This is a genomic window from Gilliamella sp. CG16 (genome assembly GCF_046635785.1).
Lineage (GTDB): Bacteria > Pseudomonadota > Gammaproteobacteria > Enterobacterales > Orbaceae > Gilliamella > Gilliamella apicola_I.
The window spans coordinates 1-21,735 of sequence record NZ_JBIDFL010000002.1; the positions used below are offsets into that span (position 1 = coordinate 1).

The window sequence follows — 21,735 nt, forward strand, 5'->3', positions numbered from 1 at the left end:
TCTTTACCTTCAAGTGATAATATTGATATTGTTGTCAGTAAATCTACACCATCAATTGAAAGGGAATAATTATTTTGTGCTGAATGTCCAGTTAATAAGTTTCCTGCTAAAGAAGACAAACTGTCTATCAACTGCTCCTTTGTTTTCATAACCTTGTTCCCTTATATTCTATTACTTAACTTTAATAACAAAACTCTGCATTTATTTTCATCATATTATCATAAAATTTACATAATAATACTTACAAAATACATTTTTTTAGAAATGTATCACAAAGATATTTAAATACGAGTTTAATCAAGAAAACATCCATTTAAATAGTATGGGTAATCAAAGGGGAATAATAATTTTATTTTTTGTCACAATTACACGATTCAACTTTTTAATAATCTTTTATTTTGAGCTGATAAACTTTGCCTGTATTTAAGGTTGGTCACTTTACACAACGCAATTAAGTTTTGGTTTATCCCTGTGTATACAGGGAACATTTTTTTAAGTCATCGTATATATTACTAATACAAATCCCTGGTTTATCCCTATGTATATAGGGAACACTCCGCTTTTGCTATGTCCTGCTCCAGCGAATCCGGTTTATTATAGGGAACACATCAACAGCGCTTTTTAAATTTATAACAAACACTTTCATCAATTAACAATTCTCAATCACAATTTGCAATATCAATAATTGTTAACTATATGATTAATTCAATTAATTGACAATAACCTGTAACTAATAATTTAGTATAACTTATTGTAAACGATCGTTATTTGTTGCCAGGTATTACAAAATCGACGTCCGCGTTACACGCGTCCAGATATTTAAAAATTGTTTTTATATTGGCATGATCTGGGTTGTTTTCAATTCTACTGATATTTGACGGCGACACGTCTAACTGTGCAGCCAAATCGGTTTGTGTAAACCCCGCGCGTTCACGCGCGTTAATCAGAAATGCCCTCAATTTCCACGTTTTTTGGGATTCGCGATACGCGGCTAGGGCTGTGGGGTTTGCTAAAACCCTATTTTTGAGTTCTTCGAATGTTGTGCTATGTTTTTTTCTAGTGGTCATTTCCAATCATCTCCTGTAGTCGGGTTCTGGCTATTTTTAGAGCATTAGCAGGCGTTTTGTTCGTTTTTTTGACAAACGCGGATCCCTATGTTTATAGGGAACAGCTATATAGCAAAGCCGATACGCCGACCAAAAACGGTTTATCCCTATGTATATAGGGAACACTCTGAGCTATCAAAATAAATTTAGTTCCATAGCGGTTTATCCCTATGTGTATAGGGAACACTCCAACCCGACTTTAAACGTTACCGTTCTATCCGGTTTATCCCTATGTGTATAGGGAACACGCGGCGACAATTACCCGTGATTTAATTTTACCCGGTTTATCCCTATGTGTATAGGGAACACCCAAACTCATCAACCTGCGTTGGCAATTCCTGCGGTTTATCCCTATGTGTATAGGGAACACGATTCGCCCCGAACTTTTCCGTTTCGCAAAAACGGTTTATCCCTATGTGTATAGGGAACACGAAAAAAACGAATCAAAGAACAAATTATGTCGCGGTTTATCCCTATGTGTATAGGGAACACCTGGAGAGGTTTAATCTCGTTGCGTGCAAATACGGTTTATCCCTATGTGTATAGGGAACACTATCCCGCCCTTTAAAACAACATACATCCCACCGGTTTATCCCTATGTGTATAGGGAACACATGAACAATATTTACAAAAAGGTTATGTGATGCGGTTTATCCCTATGTGTATAGGGAACACACCAACATAAAATTGATTAGGCCGTCAATATCCGGTTTATCCCTATGTGTATAGGGAACACAGGAGCTGATAATAATAAATTGAGTTTTTGTCCGGTTTATCCCTATGTGTATAGGGAACACGACCTACTCGCTGTTTGCTCCACCTCTCAACCGCGGTTTATCCCTATGTGTATAGGGAACACCAATTTTTTTGTCATTAATTCGTGATAACGGGAGGTTTATCCCTATGTGTATAGGGAACACGATCAACTTGTTATTTATATATAACTTTTCGATGGTTTATCCCTATGTGTATAGGGAACACCGCCCCAACACTCATAAAATCAGGATAATACCCGGTTTATCCCTATGTGTATAGGGAACACCCCTTTCCATTCGTCTATTGCCACCATGTCCACGGTTTATCCCTATGTGTATAGGGAACACGTCGTTCCCTCTCGCTTTTTTTAACAATCGCTCGGTTTATCCCTATGTGTATAGGGAACACTCTTATTATAACTTATTGTTTATTAATTAAAATAGGGAGGTGTAAAATTCTACCGATTTTTTTGATTCTTTTTTGAACAATTAAGAATTGAGCAATAACAGATTAAATTTATAATTTAATCAAACTGTTAAATATGATTTATAAGGGACTTTTTACGATACACATTCTTGTAATTTTTTTGTCTACCAACCAATTTGGAATCATCATATGTCTGTAATCGATTGGTTAAAGGTTAATAACAAATTACCGTGCATCATACATCTTTGTATTATTTAATCTTATTGGTCTTTCCGTAAATATTTGATATCAATTCATTTGTTGATATCATTTAAGTGAAAAATATCGTTTAGTTTTGTTTAATATTTTATTATTCTACATAATATTGGTGTAACGTTTATTATTGAATTGCGTAAAACATGTAACTGGCATAGAAAAAAAGCCCTAAAAGGGCTTTTTTATGGTTTTGGTAATGTAAATTTTTTGACCCCATCCTTCGCTTTAGTCTGTGCAATTGTCATAATTTCGATGAAATCTGCTTGATTTTTTTCAAAATCCTCAGCTGTTTTAAATTTCTCTAATGTATTTGGTTTTTGCTTATCAAATTCCCACATTGCTAAATAAACAGCCTCAAGTTTATTTGATGGTTTATCATTTATATCTAATTTATCTAGATCGCTCATTACTGAGTTGAGGAACTTATCGAAATAACTATCAGCAGTTACGCAACTTTTCAACGAAGGAAAAATGACATTATTTTTAGAGCCAAGACAAATCATATCAAGCTTAGTTCCTTTATTGATATTCATGGCATCATCTTTATTTTTTAATTCAAGCGAAACATATTCAAATTGATTTTTTCCATTTGCTACTACATAAGGTTCGCCAGTCAAACTGGTTTTTACTCCTGATGCAACTGTTTTAATATTAACCAAATTTTTATCATATTTTTTTTCATAAACATATTGGTTATCACCATATTCTTTAATTAGCTGTGCAGCATTAACCGTTGGCATTGCATCCATAAAACCTGATTTTCCATTCGCTCTGAACACCTCTATATCATCTTCTATTAAAAATTCAATGATCCTTTTTGCATTTTCATTTGCTGAGACATTAAAACCAATACAAGCAAGGATGGCGCTAAAAACTACTTTTTTCATGTGATATTTCCTGTAACTTAAAATTTATAATGAGCATAACTTAACAAATTAAATATAACTTTTCAAATTTTTTCAATAATATAATTTGTATTTACCATGTCAGTTAACATCACACAAGTCATCGTAATGGTCTGTTGATCCAATTGTTTGGTCACCGTTTTATTGGTTTGGTTGGTTTGCTTGCTTGACCTATAGTGTAAAGTAAAAAAACTATAGTCGGCAGATTTAGTTCACCCTAGGTTAGGTTGGATAGATAACTATATTTGGTGGTTTATCCCTGTTTATACAAGGAACATTTATTTTATAAAAAATAATAAGTGTCGCTATAACCTTATAAAAGTTTATATATAAGGCAAAAAATAAAAACCCACTAAGGGGCTTTTATTTTAATGATTTTTATTTACGTTAAATTAAATTTTTTACCTTAGGTTACGTTTAATTCCAGACGTTTTCCAAGAGCAAAGAGCGCTTTGCTGATGGTATCAATTTTTGTTGAATGTCCTAAGTTAACAATCCGCTGAACTTCTTGAGGTCTTACGTGGATCCTCTTAGCTAATTCAGCATTAGATATGTTTTGTTCAATCATTTCATTTAACAACAATACTTTAGCAAAAAGACTAACTGGTAAATCAATTAAATATTCACCTTTTTTTTGCTTGCTGGGTAATGGGACTTTTCGATGATCTTCAAAGTAAAAGTCAATGCTTGTAATCAATGCATCTCGTGCCATTTTCAAAGCATCGTTTAAGTCATCACCACAGGTTATTGCTTCTGGTATATCTCTAAATGTTACTGTATACATATCCCCTTCATTGGTTAATGTTGCAGGATATAACATACCCCCTCCTTTGCTTTTAAGTTGAATTCTCTTATCAAGATAGCCCCTTTCGGGGCATCTATTAAAGATTGAGTTGCTTTCTAATCGCAATCATTGTACCTTTCGCTAATTCCTTATTTGGATGCCTTGGCATGGTTGATCGCCTTCCTTGGTAGTAAAGTTTTAGGTGATTACTACCTTGCTTTACTTCGACTCCTTGAGCAACTAGCCATCTTAAAAACTCTGCATGTTTCATAATTAATTTCGAGCTGATTTAAGATTAGACCATAGTAAACAAAAATGTTTATTTTTTCAATTAAAAGTAATCAAAAATGTTTATTTTTTTAATCTAATAAATAAACTTCGAATCGTATGTTCTCGGTTTATCCCTGTGTATACAGGGAACACCATTTCGATAGTTTCAATCGACAGCTTGTACCCGGTTTATCCCTATGTATACAGGGAACACATTTTTGTATTTAGTTGATTTATTGTCAGCCCCGGTTTATCCCTGTGTATACAGGGAACACTTTGGCGTTGAGCTCATCAGCTGAACCCACTGCGGTTTATCCCTGTGTATACAGGGAACACGCGGCAACACTCAAACCAAGTTTTTCTAATCGCGGTTTATCCCTGTGTATACAGGGAAAACGTAACTACCGAGACCTCCCAGAGGTCGATCTCCGGTTTATCCCTGTGTATACAGGGAACACGTAAACGTGACTTAATTTGCCGCCATCATATTCGGTTTATCCCTGTGTATACAGGGAACACCCTTATTATAACTTATTGTTTATTAATTAAAATAGTAAGGTGAAAAAATCTACCAAATTTTTTGATGCTTTTTTAAGCAATTGATAATTAAGCATTATCGGCTTAAATTTATAATATTATCATCATGTTAAGCGTAATTTGTAAGGAATTTTGTACGACATTCTTTTCTATAATTTTTGTTCGCACCACGCAATAGTGAGTTGATCGGCATATTCCTTAGTCATTTTTTCTGTGGCACTGCTTAACTGTGTAAATTTTTGGCTTATGATCTCTTTACTGGGTAGTAATCGAGCCCTTTTATATTATTATTTTTTAAATGAAATCTAGTCATTCATGTCCCACTTAAAATATGCGTTTTCTCATCTAGATTATTATTATTTATAGAAGGATATTCCTTGTGGTAACAATTACACTATTGTAACGAGTTTTTTTGATTACGATACTCTATGACCCTTTTGTTTTGTATATTTAGTCACATGCCCTAAATTTTAAGGTCAATCTATATTATTTTTTGACTTTTAATAGAAGGTGTTATGCTTTTAGAAGTAATAATAAGATAGCTTTTACTGTTTTCATTGGGGTGTTAATTAAGTTTCTCAATAATTAATTTTTTATATTTATAATCAGTACTAAAAGAACCTTTTTCGTTCCATATAGTATCTGTGACTTTTATGTATAGAATATTGTCATTCCAAACCAAATCCCAAATAATCCATTTTTCTGTTTCGAAACAAAAATTATGCTCTATATGATCATGTTTAATCTTATATAAGTCTATAATTGATTTTGATCCTTCATAATCTAAATAAAAGGTAGTAAAATGCGTTTTTGCCTTATTTATATAGGGTATTCCTTGTAAAGTAATGGTATTATTTTTGTTATCCTGAATTTTAACCTCGCTATCTTCATAAGATGAAACTGTAATAATATCCTTATTCAAGGGCTTCCAATAACCATAATAGTCATGAATTTTCATGGATTCGTTATCGTTCAAATTATTTACATAGGTTTTATTGTTCACTTTTAGGTATAATTCTGTTTTTATGAATCTTTTATCATTTTTTTCAATCATTGGGTCATAAATTTTTTTCATATGACGGAACTCTTCTGCGCTGCTTTTTTTTTCTATAAAGTTTATTGAAAACTTTTTTAGATTATTAGCTTCACTATTTGTTGTATAACTACCTACCAGAAATAAAAAAATAGATAAGAAAAGGTGTTTTATCATTTTTGTTTTAACGCTATGTAATTTGGGTTATATCGGTGATTTATCTTTGTGTATGCGGGGAAACATGGTCGCTGCCGAAGATTTCACTGTCCACAAAAAAATAGGCAATTTCTTTTTCAGCTGATGATAATGAGTCAGAACCATGAACGGCATTTTCAGTTACGTTGTCAGCAAAATCTGCACGTAATGTGCCTGCAGGGGCTTTTGATAAATCCGTTGGGCCCATAAGATCACGATAACGTTTGATAGCATTTTCACCCTCTAATACTTGTACTATAATCGGACCAGAGATCATAAATTTAATTAAGTTATTGAAAAACGGTTTTCCTTGATGTTCGGCATAGAAACCTTCTGCTTGTGTTTGGGTCAATTTAAGCATTTTTATTGCAATGATATTAAGATTTGCTTGAGTTATTCGAGTTTCTATTTCGCCCATTAAATGTTTTTTTATGGCATTGGGTTTAATAATTGATAAAGTACGTTCAATAGCCATTGTGCGTTATCCTTGTTAATCTGAAGTAAATTGGATTCGTGTTATTTGTCCACTTTCATCGAGTAATAATAATCGATGTTGTCCTTTTTTCACGATTGTTAATGCGATTTTATCATTATCAGTTGATTGGGCAACAAGTTCTCCATCTAGAAACCACCATTTTTCGCCCACTCCACCTTCGGCAAACAGTTCGATATTTATTTGATTTTGTCCCGGTAGCGATTTAACAAATTGCTGGTTTTTCAATCCGATAATTGTTAATGTAGAAAAAATATTTTTTTCCATTATAGGACAATCTTTATCGATTGGTGGAATAAGTGAATTTCTTCGCTCTTTCGGTAATAACCAGTTTTCCAGTGCTATCGGCCAAAGTGCTATTGTTTTTTTCTGAGCACCAGCACAATCAGGCGCAACACGTTTTCCTTGATCATTAATCCATACATTTATCCAACCAGTGCGATAAATAGTTTTAAGTTCATTTAATGAATTTTGCGTTGGTGGAATCATGTTATTTAATACCCAAGCCGTTTTTTGACGGTGACAATTATCATCTGTTACAGGTAATATTTGTCCAGTAGGCCAACATATTTTTTCTGATGTGACCGAGTCCGGTTTAACCGAAATTGGTAACGGTCGATTAATTCGATTTTCTTTATTTAATAATATTGAGTTTACTTGTTGCAAAATTGGGGTAGCGGTAATTGCACCATATTGACCTATTACTGGTGTTCCGTCAGGACGACCAACCCATACTCCAATTAAGTAACGAGGATTGATGCCGACAGCCCATGCGTCTCGATATCCATAGCTGGTTCCTGTTTTATAATAAACGCGATTATTATTAATAAGCATTTGTTTTGTGATCCATGCACTACCCTCAGAAATAAACGGTTGATTAATGATAGGTTCATTTTGAGTAAATCTTAATGGGCTAACTTCACCTTGTCGAGCAAAGGCACTGTAAGCACTCACTAAATTATCCATTCTTAACGAAGCCCCACCTAAAATATAAGCGATATTAGGATTGTTGCCTTGTGAAATCAATGGCAACCCCACGCTAAAAAGTTTAGCTGCAAATCGTTTTGGACCATAGAGTTCAATAAGCTGTACTGCCGGAAGATTAAGGGATTTTCGCAGTGCATTTGAGGCGCTGACGGGTCCGTTAAAATCTTCGTCAAAATTAGTGGGTCGATAATCAGTACTTATACGCGGCACATCTTGCAGTAAAGATTCAGAATGAATCATTCCATCATCAATCGCAAAAGCATAGATAAAGGGTTTTAATGTTGAGCCTGGTGATCGTAGTGCTTTGATCATATCAATCTGTCCAAAGCGTTCTTTATCATTAAAATCCGCTGATCCTAAATATGCTTTCACCGTCATATCAGTATGATCGACAACTAATATCGCAAGCGATGTTTTAGGGGGTAACTGTTTTTTGCGGTTTAATACCATATCTTCAAGATGATATTGAAGTGAAGGATCAATAGTTGAATGAATAATTTCATCATTAGGATATTGCTGCTTTAAACGATAAGATAGCAATGGTGCTAGTTGTGGGGATTTGCGAGGATGTACCCACACTTCATCTTGCTTAACTTGCTCAATAATTGCTGGTGTCCAGACTTGATATGTTGCTAGGCGATCCAAGACTTTGTCGCGTGCTTGTTTGGCTCGCTCTGGATATTTATCCGGTCTTAATCGGCTTGGCGCTTGGGGTAAAACCGCTAATAAAGCAGCTTCGCTACGAGTTAACGCACTGGGTTTTTTACCAAAATATGACCAGCTCGCAGCCCCAATACCTTCTATTGTTCCCCCATAAGGAGCATGGTTAATATATAGCGTGAGTATTTCTTTTTTACTGTAATGCAGTTCAAGTTGTAAAGTTCGAAATATTTGCTTTAATTTACCTGAAAGCGTTCGTTCATGAGGATAGAGTAATCTGGCAACTTGCATTGATATTGTACTACCACCAGATATAATTCTATCATTATTGATATTTTGCCAAGCAGCACGAAGCAAAGAAAAAGGGTTTATCCCAACATGTTCATAAAAATAGCGATCTTCGTAATTTAATAAAACATCCAGATAATAATCAGGAACTTCATCGAGTTTTACGGAATAACGCCAAATACCATTTTCATCAGCAAATCGCCACAAGGGTGTTCCGTCTTGCGCAACTATTGTTTGAGTAGGTTTATTTTTTGAAATTGATATGGGAAAAAGGTAATCAGCGATGAGAAACATAATTAACCCAAAAAATCCGAAAATGAATAGCCAAATAAGAAGTTTAAAAAGGCGTTTTATTATCTTCATTGTCATTATCTAATTTCAGGAGTTAACAGAGATTTTTACACAAAAAACACCGCCAATTTTATTTGGCGGATGTTTTAAAGATTATTAATTTAATGAGTTTATACTACTAATCATTTTTAATTTTAGGTTGAAATATTGTCATCATATCTAGTGTTTGACCAATCGCAAATCTTTCCGGACGATACATTGATTCAACAAATGGTGAAGGCACCATATAGCTACCTGGCGTCACTGCTCTAACTAAATAAGCCATACGTTCACCGTACAAATTTCTGCCGATATAATTTTGGATATCAACAGCCGCTACGTATCTATCATCACGATATTGCTGATAACGAATATGACTACTATCTTGATTATTGAGTAAATTGGCTAACCCAGGAATAGAATCTAAACTGACATTACTGCCTATAAGATTTTGATTTTCCAATTCTAATCCAGCAGGTAAGAAATCAACAATTAACGCATCTTGAATTCTTTCTCGCGATTTTACATCTAAGATGACAAGCATCATTGTACCCACTTTTACATCTGTAGGAATAATAGGGTTGCCTTTCATATCATAATAACTTCGACTGATCCTTAAGATGTTCCCATTTGATGTTGGTGCAGGCGCTGTTTTAGCATAACCTGATACGGTTAATTTAATATATAGCGGTTTATCATTTTGTGGGTTACTGATAGTTAATCCATGATTTATATCGTTAAAATTAAAATTACGTTTAAACGAACCACTAGCCGAACTGACTTCATTATTCACTGCCACTTTAAACTTCTGTGTGCTTTTGCGTTGTTCTAACGACCAACCCGCAATAAACAGTGAATTTAATTCTTGCGTTGATAGATAACGTTTGTCACTTAATAAATCAGATAGTTTAAATAGATATTCAGTTTGCAAATTCGTACCAATTTTATTTTCAACAAGAATCGCTAATACTAAAGCGTCATCACGAAGTTCACTACCGTAATCACCATAATAATTAATGTCGTTTTCGTAATTTGTATTTTTCACTTCTTCCATCAAAGCTCGATATAATTCTTCATAACCGGTAAGTTTTGCCGTTAATGCTAACTGCATTATAGGTAGTGGAGATAACGCTATGTTGTTGTCTATAATTTTTCGAGATAGATTTTTAATTTCATTACGCATTATCGAAGTAATTTTATCTTGTTTTGCCATTAACATTAACGCATAAGCTTTTATCGAAAGCTCTACATGATCATATCTATCTGAATTTTGATAATAATATCTCATGTTATCAAGAACTGAAGCGGAATAGATATACTCTCCAATTCGTGTCATCGCTGAATTAAGTGCTTTATCATTCACTTGATAACCTCGTTCTTTAGCTTGAAGTAGAAAATCAGTGGCATAGACAGTAAGCCAATATTCCTCATTACTTTCACTACTCCAAAGACCAAAACTACCATTGCTTCTTTGCATTGATAAAATACGAGAAATCCCTAATTGAACATTTTGACGACGTTCTTCATCCGAATCGGTTTTGATGCCTAATGCAGCTAGCTGTTCACTATTAGCATATAAAGATGGAAATAAGCCACTTGTAGTTTGTTCCAGACATCCATAAGGATACGCAAACAATTCTTTGATATATTGGGCAACATTTAACGGTGGCTGATTAGAAACAATTAATTGAGCGCTAACAGTATTATCAATTAAATTATCTAAATTAGACGGGGATAGCATCCAACTTTCACCTGCATCAATTGCTTCAACATAACTTTTGTAGGTTGCAGAATAGGCAGGTCTGACTCCTAATTTCCATGAACGGTTGATTTTATAATCCGATCCATCATTCAATTTAATTCCTGTTACGGTGACTGTTATGGTTCCTTGACCATAGCCGTAATCAGCAATAATAGGGATTTGAATAATATTTTTCTGCTTTGTATCAAGCTTAAGATTGATAGATTTCGATTCCGTTTGATAAACCAGTCCTGAGGTTGCGACATCAATTTTCATGGTTTGAGTTGTATCAGTCAAATTATGGATATCTAATGCTAATTCAGCACGATCTCCACCTGATATGAATCGAGGAATAGACAATTCAGCAATCACAGGAGAAGCAACAATCATCGCTTGCTCAGCTTTACCAAAGCGGTTGTCATCCCATGCTTGCGCCATTAAACGTAATTCTCCATTAAAATTTGGTAATGCTAACTCAACAATTCCTTCACCATTTTCATTTAATTGGATCGTTTTGAGTTGTTGAGCAACGATGTTTACTTCCGTTAATGGTCTTTTACCGCCTGCGGCTACCGCATCACCACCAAAACTCATTTTAATGTTTCGTCCTTTTGCCTCAATTAACTTGCCATATACGTCATACTGATCAACATCATATCGTTTACGTCCTAAAAATGAGGTATAAGGATCGGGCGTTGCGAAATTAGTTATATTCAACACGCCTGCATCTACCGCAGAAACTAAAACTGTTACGGTCTGATCTTTATTAATTGCCTGTTTATCCATTCTTATTTTAATTGGAATGGTTTTTTCTGGCTCGGTTTTATTCGGTGCGTCAATCGTGATATTTAATTGACGATTTGACGTGTCTAACGGTAAATAAAGTAGACCAACCGCCCGTTTAACCGTTTGTACTTCAGCATTCGTCGATGGTCGGATAATCATTGCATTTATATAAATATCGTGACGTTTCCAATCATTAATTGGGATTTCAACTTCAAGACCTTCATCGTCAACGGTAATTTCTTTTTTCCATAATGTTCCATCGTTGGTTTCAAGTGATATGTAACCTGAACCGGCAGCCGGCGCTTGTACGTGTACTTTTGCTGTATCACCAACCGAATAAAATGCTTTGTCTATACTCAATTTTACCTGATCTGGACGCAAATTATTTGTACCTTGAGTATTATCTTCCCAGTCATAGCCAGCCCAAAAACGAATGTTACTTACTACATTGGTATTTGGATCAACAATTTCCATTCGATATGCCCCATAATCATCAGGTTGATAGCTGACTTTAGCTGTGGCGTTTTCATCAATGGAAATCCTATTTTCTGAAACAACAAACTCTTTTAAAGTTGAATGTTGCTCCCAACCACTACCATCAGACCAAGACCAATAATAATTTCGACGCTCACGCACTACACGGGCTATTAAATTATTTGTAGCAAGTTTTTCACCTTGCTTATTCACGTAAGCAACTTCAAACTCAGCTAAAGCGCCAATGTCAACAGTTGGACGCTCACTATAAGTATCCATCTGCCAATTGTAATAAGGTTCGTCGCTAAATAAAGTACGTAAAGCAGGAAGTTGATTTGCTGGCCAAATATCTTGAGTTGCATAACGAGTAACTGGTCTTCCACCCGAATCCAATAAACTTATATTTGTCACGATTCTAATAGGTTTTTTTACACGAGCCCACTGATCTGCACTAAGCTTGATTTCTGTTTTACCATTATTATCCAAAGTTTCATCAATTTCGGACAACTCAGTATAATCTGTTTCACCTTGAACATTTCCGATTTTAAAATCATTTAATCCCTGAACAGTTCTTAAATTTTTATAATAGTTCCTACCATTCAATTTATTCCCTGAAGCTGGTGCACCATAGAGATACCAACCTTTTATACTAAATTCCACGTCTTGATCAAATGATATAGGTTCATTAGAAGGCGCTTTGATTTCCATTGCCATTCTTTCTGGCAGGAACTCTTCTACTTTAAAATAAGAAAAACGATAGTTGTCATCACCGACATTAATACGAAGTGACCATTTACCTGTTGGCGCATCATTTGGTATCGTGAACTCAACTTGATATAAACCATGCGTGTCTGGTTCTTTTTTTACGTAACCACTTGCTATAACATTATCGTCAGAAGAGAGCACCTCAACCATGATTGGTTGATCAGGTAATTGTTGTCCATCAGCATCACGTAATAATGCGTTAAAATAAACCGTTTCACCGGGACGATATAAATCGCGAGGCCCAAAAATAAATAATTGTTTTGAATAAAAAGTTGAACCAGATAGATTAAAGTCCGTTAAATTTAGGGCATTACGATTAATGGTGACAAATGAAGTCTGGCTTCCATCATCGGCTGTTAATAAAGAATAATTAGATCCTTCTGGTAATGTGATCTCAGCAAAACCTTCATTATTCGTTTGGAATGAAAGGGTATTACAATTATTATTGTTGTCATTTGAGGAGTTAACACAAAGTAGCGATAAATTTATGTTTGGTAACGGTTTGCCATTATCTAATCCATGAGTCATCACCAATAATTTACCATTGTTGTAAGCATGAATAGCTATCCCAATATTACTGATTGAAAATAATGTGGCAGGCAATTCATCATTATAAGATCCAGCTTTATCCATTATTGCAAGATAAATGCCTTCTTTATTTATTTCTGAAAACTTAGATAAATCCAGCAATAGTGTTTCTTGAGTATTTGGTGTAGGATTGAGATCAAACCTTGAAGAAAAAGATAAATCCATATATTCTTCAAAATTTTGTGAACGCCAAGTATAATAATGGTTTATAAATCCGTAATTCGTAATAAATTTAGCTAACTTTTCTGGTTTGATTCGATAAAAATTTATATCGACTTTATCAATATTCAGTGTCGTAACCGGTAAACCATTCATGGATTTGCTGGGTAATAATACTCCACTACTTGAAAAAGCGATAAAAGGCTCACGATTTTGGGTATTAATTTCAATTTGATACACTGAGGATAAACTCTTATCATTGATAGCAGATAGCATTTTATCAATGGTCAAGGTTAACTTACGATTCGGTTCAAGGAATCGATGCCTTAATTCCAAACCGTTATTTGAAAGCTCCCATGCGCCATCAACCGTTCCTTTTTCCTTATCGACAAGTCTTAGAAGATTAGAAAAATTGAGTTTAGGGTTAACCGGAACAGAAAACGTAACAACTAAAGTACTCGAACCATCAAGTATCATTTCTGAGGTATCAAGGACAGTAAAAGGGTTATTTTTATATTTTTCTTTTAACTCAGGAGTAACAGTAAATATACTTTGAGTTTGATTATTTTGATTCGAATTAATCTTTGAAGTATTGTCATTGACAGATTGAGTTGTTGTCTGACTATCTTTGTTTTCATTAGCTATCGATGAAGATTTATTATTATTATCACAACCGATTAAAACCAAAATTAAGCTCAACACGCTTAACCCTTTAATAAAGCTCATTATTTTTCACCTATTTTCTATTCCAAATATTACATTATCAACATTTTTTGATTATCTATATTATGCACTGCCTAAAAACGTTTGGCAAAAGTTGTTTTTAAAGACAATGCCACTCCTTCGAGTATGTCTGATAAAAAAATTATCTTTTATTAAAACATATTGTTAATAGAAACCATTGCCATTAGATGAAGAGACAAAACTCATTTATTCATGAAAATAAATGAGTTTTGTAAATAGTGGAAGGCGCTTCGTTACAAAAGCGAACAAAATTATGAATTGGCGCTATCTAACGTCATTAATCTTTTCATTAAAAAATTTAAAATAACACCATAAAGGGGTAAGAAGAATAATCCACAAATTAAAATTTTAAAGCTATAGTCAATCGAGGCTATTTCGATCCAATGATTCGCCATAAATTCGTCGTTACTTTGATAAAAGGCAATAGCAAAAAAGACAATAGTATCAATACCATTACCTAATACCGCTGACGCCGAAGGCGCAACCCACCACGCTTTATTTTTTCGTAAATAATTAAACACGGTAATATCCATCAGTTGCCCAACCAAATAAGCAGCAAAACTGGCTAATGCAATACGAAAGACAAAACTGTTAAAATCACACAACGCTGAAAATCCCATCCAATGCCCTTCGAAAAATACAACCGAAATAGAATAAGAAAACAGTAAGGCCGGTATCATGACAACAAAGATAATTTTTCTGGCAAGGCTGGCACCAAATACCCGAATGGTTAAATCGGTGGTTAAAAAGATAAATGGAAAGGTAAATGCTCCCCATGTGGTATGAAAACCGAAGATATCAAACGGGATTTGTACCAAATAATTGCTTGATGCAATAACTAAGATATGAAAAAAAGAGAGCCAACAAAGTGCTTTACGCTGCTGAGCTGGAGTAAATTTTTTCTGTAATGAGTCTGAGTGAATATTCAAATACATATTCGTTTCCTTTTTTGAATGGGGTGAGAGAACCCATGATGTTTAACATAAAAATAATGTAATTAAGGTTAAAAATGTCGGATTACCTGAATTTAATTACATCGATATTTAATATTGTTAACTTGTTATACAAAAATACTTTTTATACAAAATAATTGTTGATGATTTGCCTGCATTCATTTAACCGTCAGACACGACTATGTTGTGACATCGGATAAATATTGATTTAACCCTTTTTCACGTAGCTCACAACTTGGGCACTGACCACATCCGCCGTCAACCCCGTAATAACAAGTGTGAGTGTGTTGTCGAATATAATCAAGATAACCGAGTTTATCAGCCATTTCCCATGTTTGCGCTTTAGTCAGATACATTAAAGGGGTGATGATGTTAAACGTGTAATCCAAGGCTAAATTCATCGATACATTCATGGATTTAATAAAGATATCTCGACAATCCGGATAACCACTAAAATCAGTTTCACATACGCCAATAATAATATCTTGAATAGCGTGTTGTTTGGCATAACACCCCGCTAACAATAAAAATAGCATATTACGCCCGTCAACAAAGGTATTCGGATAATTCCCTTCTTGAGCGGCTTTGATTTCTTGTGAATCATCAATCAAGGCATTATTGGTCGTTTGTTTGATCACTGAAGTATCAATGAGGGTTTGCTTTACACCAAGATCGTCAGCAATCCATTTGGCTTTTTCAAGCTCAATGGCATGTCGTTGACCGTATTGAAAGCTGATTGTTTCAACGTTTTCACGTCCATAATCAGCAATGGCTTGCAGCAGGCAAGTGGTCGAATCTTGCCCACCCGAAAATATCACAAGTGCTTTACGATGTTGCATTAAAAAATTCCTGTTAGGCTGATGAGATTAGCGATTATCGACTTTTTCAGGATAAAGATCGTGATTAGCTAAACGATTAAGCGCAATTTGTTCCCAGTGAGTACCGGGTTTACCGTAATTAGCATAAGGATCAATAGAAATACCACCTCGAGGCGTAAACTTACCCCAGACTTCGATGTATTTGGGATCCATTAATTTAATCAGATCTTTCATGATGATATTAATGCAATCTTCATGATAATCACCATGATTACGGAAGCTGAACATATAAAGCTTAAGTGATTTACTTTCGACCATTTTGATATTCGGTACATACGAAATGTAGATCGTTGCAAAATCAGGTTGACCGGTGATAGGACAAAGACTAGTAAATTCTGGGCAATTGAATTTTACAAAATAGTCATTACCAGGATGTTTATTATCAAAGGTTTCCAGAATTTCTGGACAATAAGTTGTAGGATAGCGAACAGACTGATCGCCTAGCAGTGTAACGTTACTCATAATTTTCCTTAGTTTTTTTGCGTGGGAGGTTTACGAACCACGTGATAAGGCGCACACCTTACCTTTTTTTGTGATAAAAGTCTAGCCTATTGCTTAATCACTTAGCATAACGGCGTTAAACGCTAAGTTAACTTAATTTGCTTGAAAATTGGGTCATTTTGGTTAAACAATAGCAATGCGTGTTGAATAAGAAAGTTGTCATCATCAACGGGATAACTCACAATGTTATCACTATTTTGATGATGACAAATTTGGAGGATAATCTTAATAAAAGCTAAAAACTAAGATTTACTTCGATTTCACTGCTTTGTAAAAGTTGTCCAATTTATCTTTAGCTTCCGCAAGTTCTTTTTCAGCATCATTTAATTTTGCGGTTTTTTCGGCAATTTTTTGGTTATCACCCTTGAGTTTTGCCTCTGCTAAATCTTTTTGTCTTTCTGCCACTTTTTCAGTCTTATCAGTAATATTCTTTTTGTATTCGGCTTCTAAATTATCATCTTTACAATGCATTTTGACATTTAACAATGCTTTTTCTAATCCTTGAACACGTTCAACATTATCTGTTTTTTGGGCTTCAGTAATTTGTGCTTCAATTGCCTCTTTTTTGCCGGCACAGGTTTGCCCTTCATGATCATCAACGTTTGCGGCACAAACACCTAATGTAAGGGTTGTTAAAAAAGAAAGCAGTGTTAATTTACTTACAGACGACTTAATTGTTGATTTCATAATAATTCCTCTTAAGTTTATTTTCTTAATTGAACACAATCGACTTTATGGTTTTTGCCTTTCGTTAATATTAAACTTGCTCGCTCTCTTGTCGGTAAAATGTTTTCGATCAAATTTAATTCATTGATTTCTCGCCAAAGACGATTAGCGATATTTATCGCTTCTTGCTCTGGAAGTTGTGAATAGTGATTAAAATATGAGTTAGGATCACTAAAGGCGCCAGCTCGAAATTTTAAAAAACGATTCACATACCAATCATGTAGAAGCGACAAATCCGCATCAACATAGATCGAAAAATCAACATAATCCGAAACAAAGACTCGGTTGGTATTTTGTGTAAAATTTAAGGTTCCTTGTAATACGTTTAATCCTTCTAAAATGAGAATATCAGGACTATCTATAACGATTTCTTCATTATCAACAATATCATAAACCAGATGTGAATAGACGGGTGCTTTAACTTGAGATTGACCTGATTTTACATCAGCAACAAAATTGATCAACCTTTTAATATCATAAGATTGTGGAAAGCCTTTTTTGTTCATTATTCCACGCTCTTCAAGATATTTATTAGGATATAAAAAACCATCCGTGGTGACTAATGCAACTTTTCGATGTTCAGGCCAACGACTTAATAGTGCTTGTAAAACGCGTGCAGTTGTACTTTTACCTACTGCTACACTCCCTGCTATACCGATAACGTAAGGGATTTTTTGGGTTTTACCTAAAAATTTGGCAAGAACAGCCTGACGGCTAAAACTATTATTAATATAATAGTTGAGCAATCGGGATAAGGGTAAGTAAATTTCGCTGACTTCATCTATGGACAAATCTTCATTAATTCCTTGCAATGAGGTGAGTTCCTCAGGGGTTAATGTCATGGGTTCAGCATTACGCAAACTAGCCCATTCTTGGCGGCTAAACTGCATATAAGGACTAAGATGATTTTTCATCATGTCGTGTTCTCAAATTCCATCTATTTAAATTGATTGGGTTAAGATTATACATAAATCTTAACTTTTACAATCATAAATTAGCATTAATGCATGATCGTAGCTATATTGAAGACTTACTGATAAAATAGCCTAAATAAATATTTGTCCTAATATTAAACAGAGATTATATGTTAAAAACCAAATCGAAACAAAAACCGAAAAAAACCCGTCAAGAGATTAATGAAGAATCTTGGGCACTCAAGCGAAAACGCAAACATAAAGGCTTACCAAGTGGTTCTCGTTTCAATAATGAAACCAAAAAAAATAAACCAACTACTAAAACCGTTAAAGATCCGCGCATTGGTAGTAAAAAACCGATTTCGTTAATTGCAGATGAATCAGTGAAATCGACCAATAAAATCAAACAACCGAAAACGCAAAAATTAGTTTTATCACCCGAGCAAGAATTGGAACAACTGGAAAACGATCCTAAATTAGAGCAATTACTTGATTTAGTCGAAAGTGGAAGCCAATTAACAAAAGAGCAACAAACATATCTCGATACTAAATTAAATCGTATCGATGAATTGATGCAGCAACTCGGTTATAGTGTTGATGATTTTGAAGATGAAGAAGAGAAACAAGAAGATATTGTAAGTTTATTGAAACGTAATTGACGTCATATCTGAACAAATTTACATTAATTTATTGTGATATATAATGCAATGAATTTGTGATAGTTTGGCTGTTAAAATATCAACATCAATCTGTTCCGTCGACTGAATGTACAATCAAATATTTAATAATGAGAGCCAATCATTATGCCTATGTTAATCATGCTTAGTTTATATATTGGACTATTTATTTGTACTTTACTCTATCTTCGAAAAACGAATCGGATTAAATTTCGTGTTAAGGCAAAACAGAAAACGATTTTAAAAGGTCATGGAAAAAGTCATGTCAAAGACAAAATTAGACGAAAATAATAGCTTAGCAGAAGCACAATTGTGGGATCAAAGTTTAATTGAAAAATACAATTATTCAGGCCCACGCTATACTTCTTATCCTACTGCGTTAGAGTTTAATGAAAATTTTAGCCAACAAGACTTTATCTTGTCCGCCACCCGCTTTGCGGATAGACCTTTATCGCTTTATGTTCATATCCCATTTTGCCATAAACTTTGTTATTTTTGTGGGTGTAATAAACTGGTTACCCGACAAACCCAAAAAGTCACCCAATACTTAGATATACTGGAACGGGAAATAGCTTCACGTTCTCAGTTATTTAAAGATCGCACCGTCACTCAAATGCATTGGGGAGGCGGTACACCGACTTTTTTAACGCATGACGAGATTACTCGACTTATTACCTCGTTAAAAAAGCACTTCCATTTTGATACCCACGCTGAACTTTCAATCGAAATCGATCCAAGGGAAATTACCCCACAAACTATCGATCATCTAGCCAATTTGGGCTTTAATCGATTAAGTATGGGGATTCAGGATTTTAATCATGAAATTCAGTATTTAATTAATCGTGAACAAGATGAACAACTCATTCGATCCTTGATCCTTCAAGCAAGAAAAAACCGTTTTCATTCAATTAGTTTAGATCTTATTTATGGATTACCTAAACAAACGGTTGACAGTTTTACCGAAACATTGGATAAAGTGATTGATATCTCACCCGATCGTTTAAGTGTCTTTAATTATGCCCATTTACCTAGCCGTTTTGCAGCACAACGCAAAATTAAAGACCACGATTTACCTAATGCTCATGCAAAATTACAGATTTTACAGACCAGTATTCAAAAGTTAACCCAAGCAGGGTATCGCTTTATTGGTATGGATCATTTTGCAAAACCGACTGACGAACTGGCAATTGCCCAGCAGCAAAATAAATTACATCGAAATTTCCAAGGTTATACTACCCAAGGGGAGGCGGATTTATTAGGACTTGGCGTATCAGCAATTAGTATGCTGGGTGATAGTTATGCACAAAATCAGAAAGATCTTAAACTTTATCAACAACAAGTTGAATTAAGTGGTAATGGTTTATGGAAAGGGTTTTCCTTAAAGGAAGATGATAAAATTCGTCGTGATGTGATAAAACAGCTTATTTGTCATTTCTATTTAGATAAACAAGCGATTGAACAGCAGTATCAAATCCGATTCGATCACTATTTTGCCGAAGATTTAACCTTGCTTGACCCATTAGTCAAAGATGGATTAGTCACAGTAACAGACGATGCCATTATCGTTAATCCTAAAGGTCATTTGCTTATCCGTAATATTTGCATGTGTTTTGATAGCTATATGAGACAACAAGCACGGCAACAGCAGTTTTCAAGGGTGATTTAGTCACTAGTCAAACCGCCCTCTTTCGATGATGTATTAAAGGGCAAAGTTACGGTAAAAACCGTAACTTTTTTGCTTGTGTGGAATTATCAGTTAATGACAAGCTAAATAAACTCTAAATTTAGTTGTTTGTGCAATGACTTCAACACTTTTGAAGGTTTCGTCTAAAATAGCTTGATAAGGTAAAAATGAGTTTGCCACAATACAAAGGTAACCATTTAGTTTCAAGTGTTTTTTCGCTTCTTTAATCAGTGTGTTTACTGCCGTATAACTGGTTTCTTTACCGTCATGAAAAGGGGGGTTAGACACAATAAGATGATATTTATCATTAATATTTGAAAATACATCGCTGGCAACAACTGTTGCATCAATATGATTGGCAATTAACGTAGCTTTACTTGATTCAATGGCAGCAACGCTAACATCAGACAAAGTAAGATTGATTTCAGGATACAATTTACCCAACACGGTTGATAACACCCCTGCTCCGCATCCTACATCTAATACATTACCTTTAATAATATCAGCATGATCAACTAACGCATTTAATAGCAGTTCACTTCCGGCATCTAATCCTTTTTGACTAAACACGCCCGGTAAACTCTTAATCTCAATATCTTGATCTTCAATGGATAAATGATAATTTAACCACCATTCACTAAGATCAAATGCCAAACGACTTTCAGCTTGAAAATGATACAAACCACAACGCCTTGCGCTGTCAATTTTTTGGATGACACCAAAATCAGCGAGAAGCGACTCAACACTTTTCACCCCCGTTCGATTTTCACCAACAATAAAGATATCACTATCTTTTGGCATATTATTTAATAGATAAGAGAGCTGAAATTGGGCTTCGCTTTTTGTTTTTGGCCAATAATAGATTAACGTATTCATGCCGTTATAAAAATCTTTATCAGGCAGAAGAGAAAAATCGATTTCAGTGCCCTTGCGACTATTTTTTAGACGCAAATAGGTATGAAATTGTGAACAATGAATTTTAACTTGATTAGCCGCAATAACAATAGGATAACTATCTTGAATATCACCAGCAATAATAACTTTTTTATCGCTAAAAAATGTTTGATGACGTTCAAGTACTTGACTTGCAGGAGTAAAAGCGGATGTTGCCATAATGCCT

At 34.5% G+C, this 21,735-nt stretch carries 16 protein-coding genes, 2 CRISPR repeat arrays and 1 riboswitch; of the genes, 2 read left to right on the forward strand and 14 right to left on the reverse strand.

The annotated features are described in order from the left end of the window. Window positions 1–764: 764 nt before the first annotated feature. From ACGH47_RS02525 to coaA, 13 genes are all read right to left on the reverse strand, one after another. A complete protein-coding gene (locus ACGH47_RS02525) occupies window positions 765–1,067 on the reverse strand; it encodes a helix-turn-helix domain-containing protein (RefSeq protein ID WP_411622626.1) in 303 nt (100 codons plus the stop codon). Between the two features lie 136 nt (window positions 1,068–1,203). After that, window positions 1,204–2,270: direct repeats of the CRISPR family, unit length 29 nt; unit sequence CGGTTTATCCCTATGTGTATAGGGAACAC. Window positions 2,271–2,725: 455 nt separating this feature from the next. Continuing rightward, window positions 2,726–3,430, reverse strand: a complete 705-nt coding sequence (locus ACGH47_RS02530) for an OB-fold protein (RefSeq protein ID WP_411622628.1) — start codon at window positions 3,428–3,430, stop codon at window positions 2,726–2,728. A gap of 424 nt (window positions 3,431–3,854) precedes the next feature. Continuing rightward, a complete protein-coding gene (locus ACGH47_RS02535) occupies window positions 3,855–4,268 on the reverse strand; it encodes a type II toxin-antitoxin system HicB family antitoxin (protein WP_411598771.1) in 414 nt (137 codons plus the stop codon). A gap of 61 nt (window positions 4,269–4,329) precedes the next feature. After that, complete coding sequence (locus ACGH47_RS02540) at window positions 4,330–4,503, reverse strand: type II toxin-antitoxin system HicA family toxin (RefSeq protein ID WP_267361297.1); 174 nt, start codon at window positions 4,501–4,503, stop codon at window positions 4,330–4,332. Window positions 4,504–4,626: 123 nt separating this feature from the next. Continuing rightward, window positions 4,627–5,021: direct repeats of the CRISPR family, unit length 29 nt; unit sequence CGGTTTATCCCTGTGTATACAGGGAACAC. Window positions 5,022–5,604: 583 nt separating this feature from the next. Beyond that, window positions 5,605–6,114, reverse strand: coding sequence for a hypothetical protein (locus ACGH47_RS02545; protein WP_411622629.1), 510 nt, complete (start codon window positions 6,112–6,114; stop codon window positions 5,605–5,607). A gap of 175 nt (window positions 6,115–6,289) precedes the next feature. Further along, complete coding sequence (gene ndk, locus ACGH47_RS02550) at window positions 6,290–6,742, reverse strand: nucleoside-diphosphate kinase (RefSeq protein ID WP_411622630.1); 453 nt, start codon at window positions 6,740–6,742, stop codon at window positions 6,290–6,292. A gap of 15 nt (window positions 6,743–6,757) precedes the next feature. Then, complete coding sequence (gene pbpC / locus ACGH47_RS02555; RefSeq protein ID WP_411622631.1) at window positions 6,758–8,989, reverse strand: penicillin-binding protein 1C; 2,232 nt, start codon at window positions 8,987–8,989, stop codon at window positions 6,758–6,760. Window positions 8,990–9,164: 175 nt separating this feature from the next. After that, window positions 9,165–14,264 carry an MG2 domain-containing protein gene (locus ACGH47_RS02560; protein WP_411622633.1) on the reverse strand — a complete coding sequence of 1,700 codons (5,100 nt, stop codon included), beginning with the start codon at window positions 14,262–14,264 and terminating at the stop codon, window positions 9,165–9,167. Window positions 14,265–14,533: 269 nt separating this feature from the next. After that, window positions 14,534–15,217, reverse strand: coding sequence for a 7-cyano-7-deazaguanine/7-aminomethyl-7-deazaguanine transporter (locus ACGH47_RS02565; RefSeq protein WP_411597258.1), 684 nt, complete (start codon window positions 15,215–15,217; stop codon window positions 14,534–14,536). Between the two features lie 197 nt (window positions 15,218–15,414). Then, window positions 15,415–16,074 (reverse strand): 7-cyano-7-deazaguanine synthase QueC, encoded by a 660-nt coding sequence (gene queC / locus ACGH47_RS02570; protein ID WP_411622634.1) that lies wholly within the window; start codon window positions 16,072–16,074, stop codon window positions 15,415–15,417. A gap of 27 nt (window positions 16,075–16,101) precedes the next feature. After that, window positions 16,102–16,575 carry a preQ(1) synthase gene (queF, locus tag ACGH47_RS02575; protein WP_220216824.1) on the reverse strand — a complete coding sequence of 158 codons (474 nt, stop codon included), beginning with the start codon at window positions 16,573–16,575 and terminating at the stop codon, window positions 16,102–16,104. 2 nt (window positions 16,576–16,577) lie between these two features. After that, window positions 16,578–16,622: riboswitch (PreQ1 riboswitch) on the reverse strand. Window positions 16,623–16,863: 241 nt separating this feature from the next. After that, window positions 16,864–17,301 carry a DUF1090 domain-containing protein gene (locus ACGH47_RS02580; RefSeq protein ID WP_267361285.1) on the reverse strand — a complete coding sequence of 146 codons (438 nt, stop codon included), beginning with the start codon at window positions 17,299–17,301 and terminating at the stop codon, window positions 16,864–16,866. A 17-nt stretch (window positions 17,302–17,318) separates the two neighbouring features. Beyond that, window positions 17,319–18,257 (reverse strand): type I pantothenate kinase, encoded by a 939-nt coding sequence (coaA, locus tag ACGH47_RS02585; RefSeq protein ID WP_267351425.1) that lies wholly within the window; start codon window positions 18,255–18,257, stop codon window positions 17,319–17,321. Between the two features lie 167 nt (window positions 18,258–18,424). On the opposite strand from coaA, the gene yihI reads away from it, so the two are divergent. After that, a complete protein-coding gene (gene yihI / locus ACGH47_RS02590) occupies window positions 18,425–18,913 on the forward strand; it encodes a Der GTPase-activating protein YihI (RefSeq protein ID WP_267361281.1) in 489 nt (162 codons plus the stop codon). Window positions 18,914–19,193: 280 nt separating this feature from the next. Continuing rightward, window positions 19,194–20,597 (forward strand): oxygen-independent coproporphyrinogen III oxidase, encoded by a 1,404-nt coding sequence (hemN, locus tag ACGH47_RS02595; protein ID WP_411622636.1) that lies wholly within the window; start codon window positions 19,194–19,196, stop codon window positions 20,595–20,597. 90 nt (window positions 20,598–20,687) lie between these two features. On the opposite strand, the gene rsmC is transcribed toward hemN, so the two are convergent. Continuing rightward, window positions 20,688–21,728: a 16S rRNA (guanine(1207)-N(2))-methyltransferase RsmC gene (gene rsmC, locus ACGH47_RS02600; RefSeq protein WP_267351420.1), complete on the reverse strand. Its 1,041-nt coding sequence runs from the start codon at window positions 21,726–21,728 to the stop codon at window positions 20,688–20,690. Window positions 21,729–21,735 lie beyond the last annotated feature (7 nt).

Excerpts from the sequence above, each read along its gene's own strand:
- ACGH47_RS02525 (WP_411622626.1), bottom strand. The coding sequence starts at position 1,067 with ATGACCACTAGAAAAAAACATAGCACAACATTCGAAGAACTCAAAAAT.
- ACGH47_RS02530 (WP_411622628.1), bottom strand. The coding sequence starts at position 3,430 with ATGAAAAAAGTAGTTTTTAGCGCCATCCTTGCTTGTATTGGTTTTAAT.
- ACGH47_RS02535 (WP_411598771.1), bottom strand. The coding sequence starts at position 4,268 with ATGTTATATCCTGCAACATTAACCAATGAAGGGGATATGTATACAGTA.
- ACGH47_RS02540 (WP_267361297.1), bottom strand. The coding sequence starts at position 4,503 with ATGAAACATGCAGAGTTTTTAAGATGGCTAGTTGCTCAAGGAGTCGAA.
- ACGH47_RS02545 (WP_411622629.1), bottom strand. The coding sequence starts at position 6,114 with ATGAAAAAAATTTATGACCCAATGATTGAAAAAAATGATAAAAGATTC.
- ndk (WP_411622630.1), bottom strand. The coding sequence starts at position 6,742 with ATGGCTATTGAACGTACTTTATCAATTATTAAACCCAATGCCATAAAA.
- pbpC (WP_411622631.1), bottom strand. The coding sequence starts at position 8,989 with ATGTTTCTCATCGCTGATTACCTTTTTCCCATATCAATTTCAAAAAAT.
- ACGH47_RS02560 (WP_411622633.1), bottom strand. The coding sequence starts at position 14,264 with ATGAGCTTTATTAAAGGGTTAAGCGTGTTGAGCTTAATTTTGGTTTTA.
- ACGH47_RS02565 (WP_411597258.1), bottom strand. The coding sequence starts at position 15,217 with ATGTATTTGAATATTCACTCAGACTCATTACAGAAAAAATTTACTCCA.
- queC (WP_411622634.1), bottom strand. The coding sequence starts at position 16,074 with ATGCAACATCGTAAAGCACTTGTGATATTTTCGGGTGGGCAAGATTCG.
- queF (WP_220216824.1), bottom strand. The coding sequence starts at position 16,575 with ATGAGTAACGTTACACTGCTAGGCGATCAGTCTGTTCGCTATCCTACA.
- ACGH47_RS02580 (WP_267361285.1), bottom strand. The coding sequence starts at position 17,301 with ATGAAATCAACAATTAAGTCGTCTGTAAGTAAATTAACACTGCTTTCT.
- coaA (WP_267351425.1), bottom strand. The coding sequence starts at position 18,257 with ATGATGAAAAATCATCTTAGTCCTTATATGCAGTTTAGCCGCCAAGAA.
- yihI (WP_267361281.1), top strand. The coding sequence starts at position 18,425 with ATGTTAAAAACCAAATCGAAACAAAAACCGAAAAAAACCCGTCAAGAG.
- hemN (WP_411622636.1), top strand. The coding sequence starts at position 19,194 with ATGTCAAAGACAAAATTAGACGAAAATAATAGCTTAGCAGAAGCACAA.
- rsmC (WP_267351420.1), bottom strand. The coding sequence starts at position 21,728 with ATGGCAACATCCGCTTTTACTCCTGCAAGTCAAGTACTTGAACGTCAT.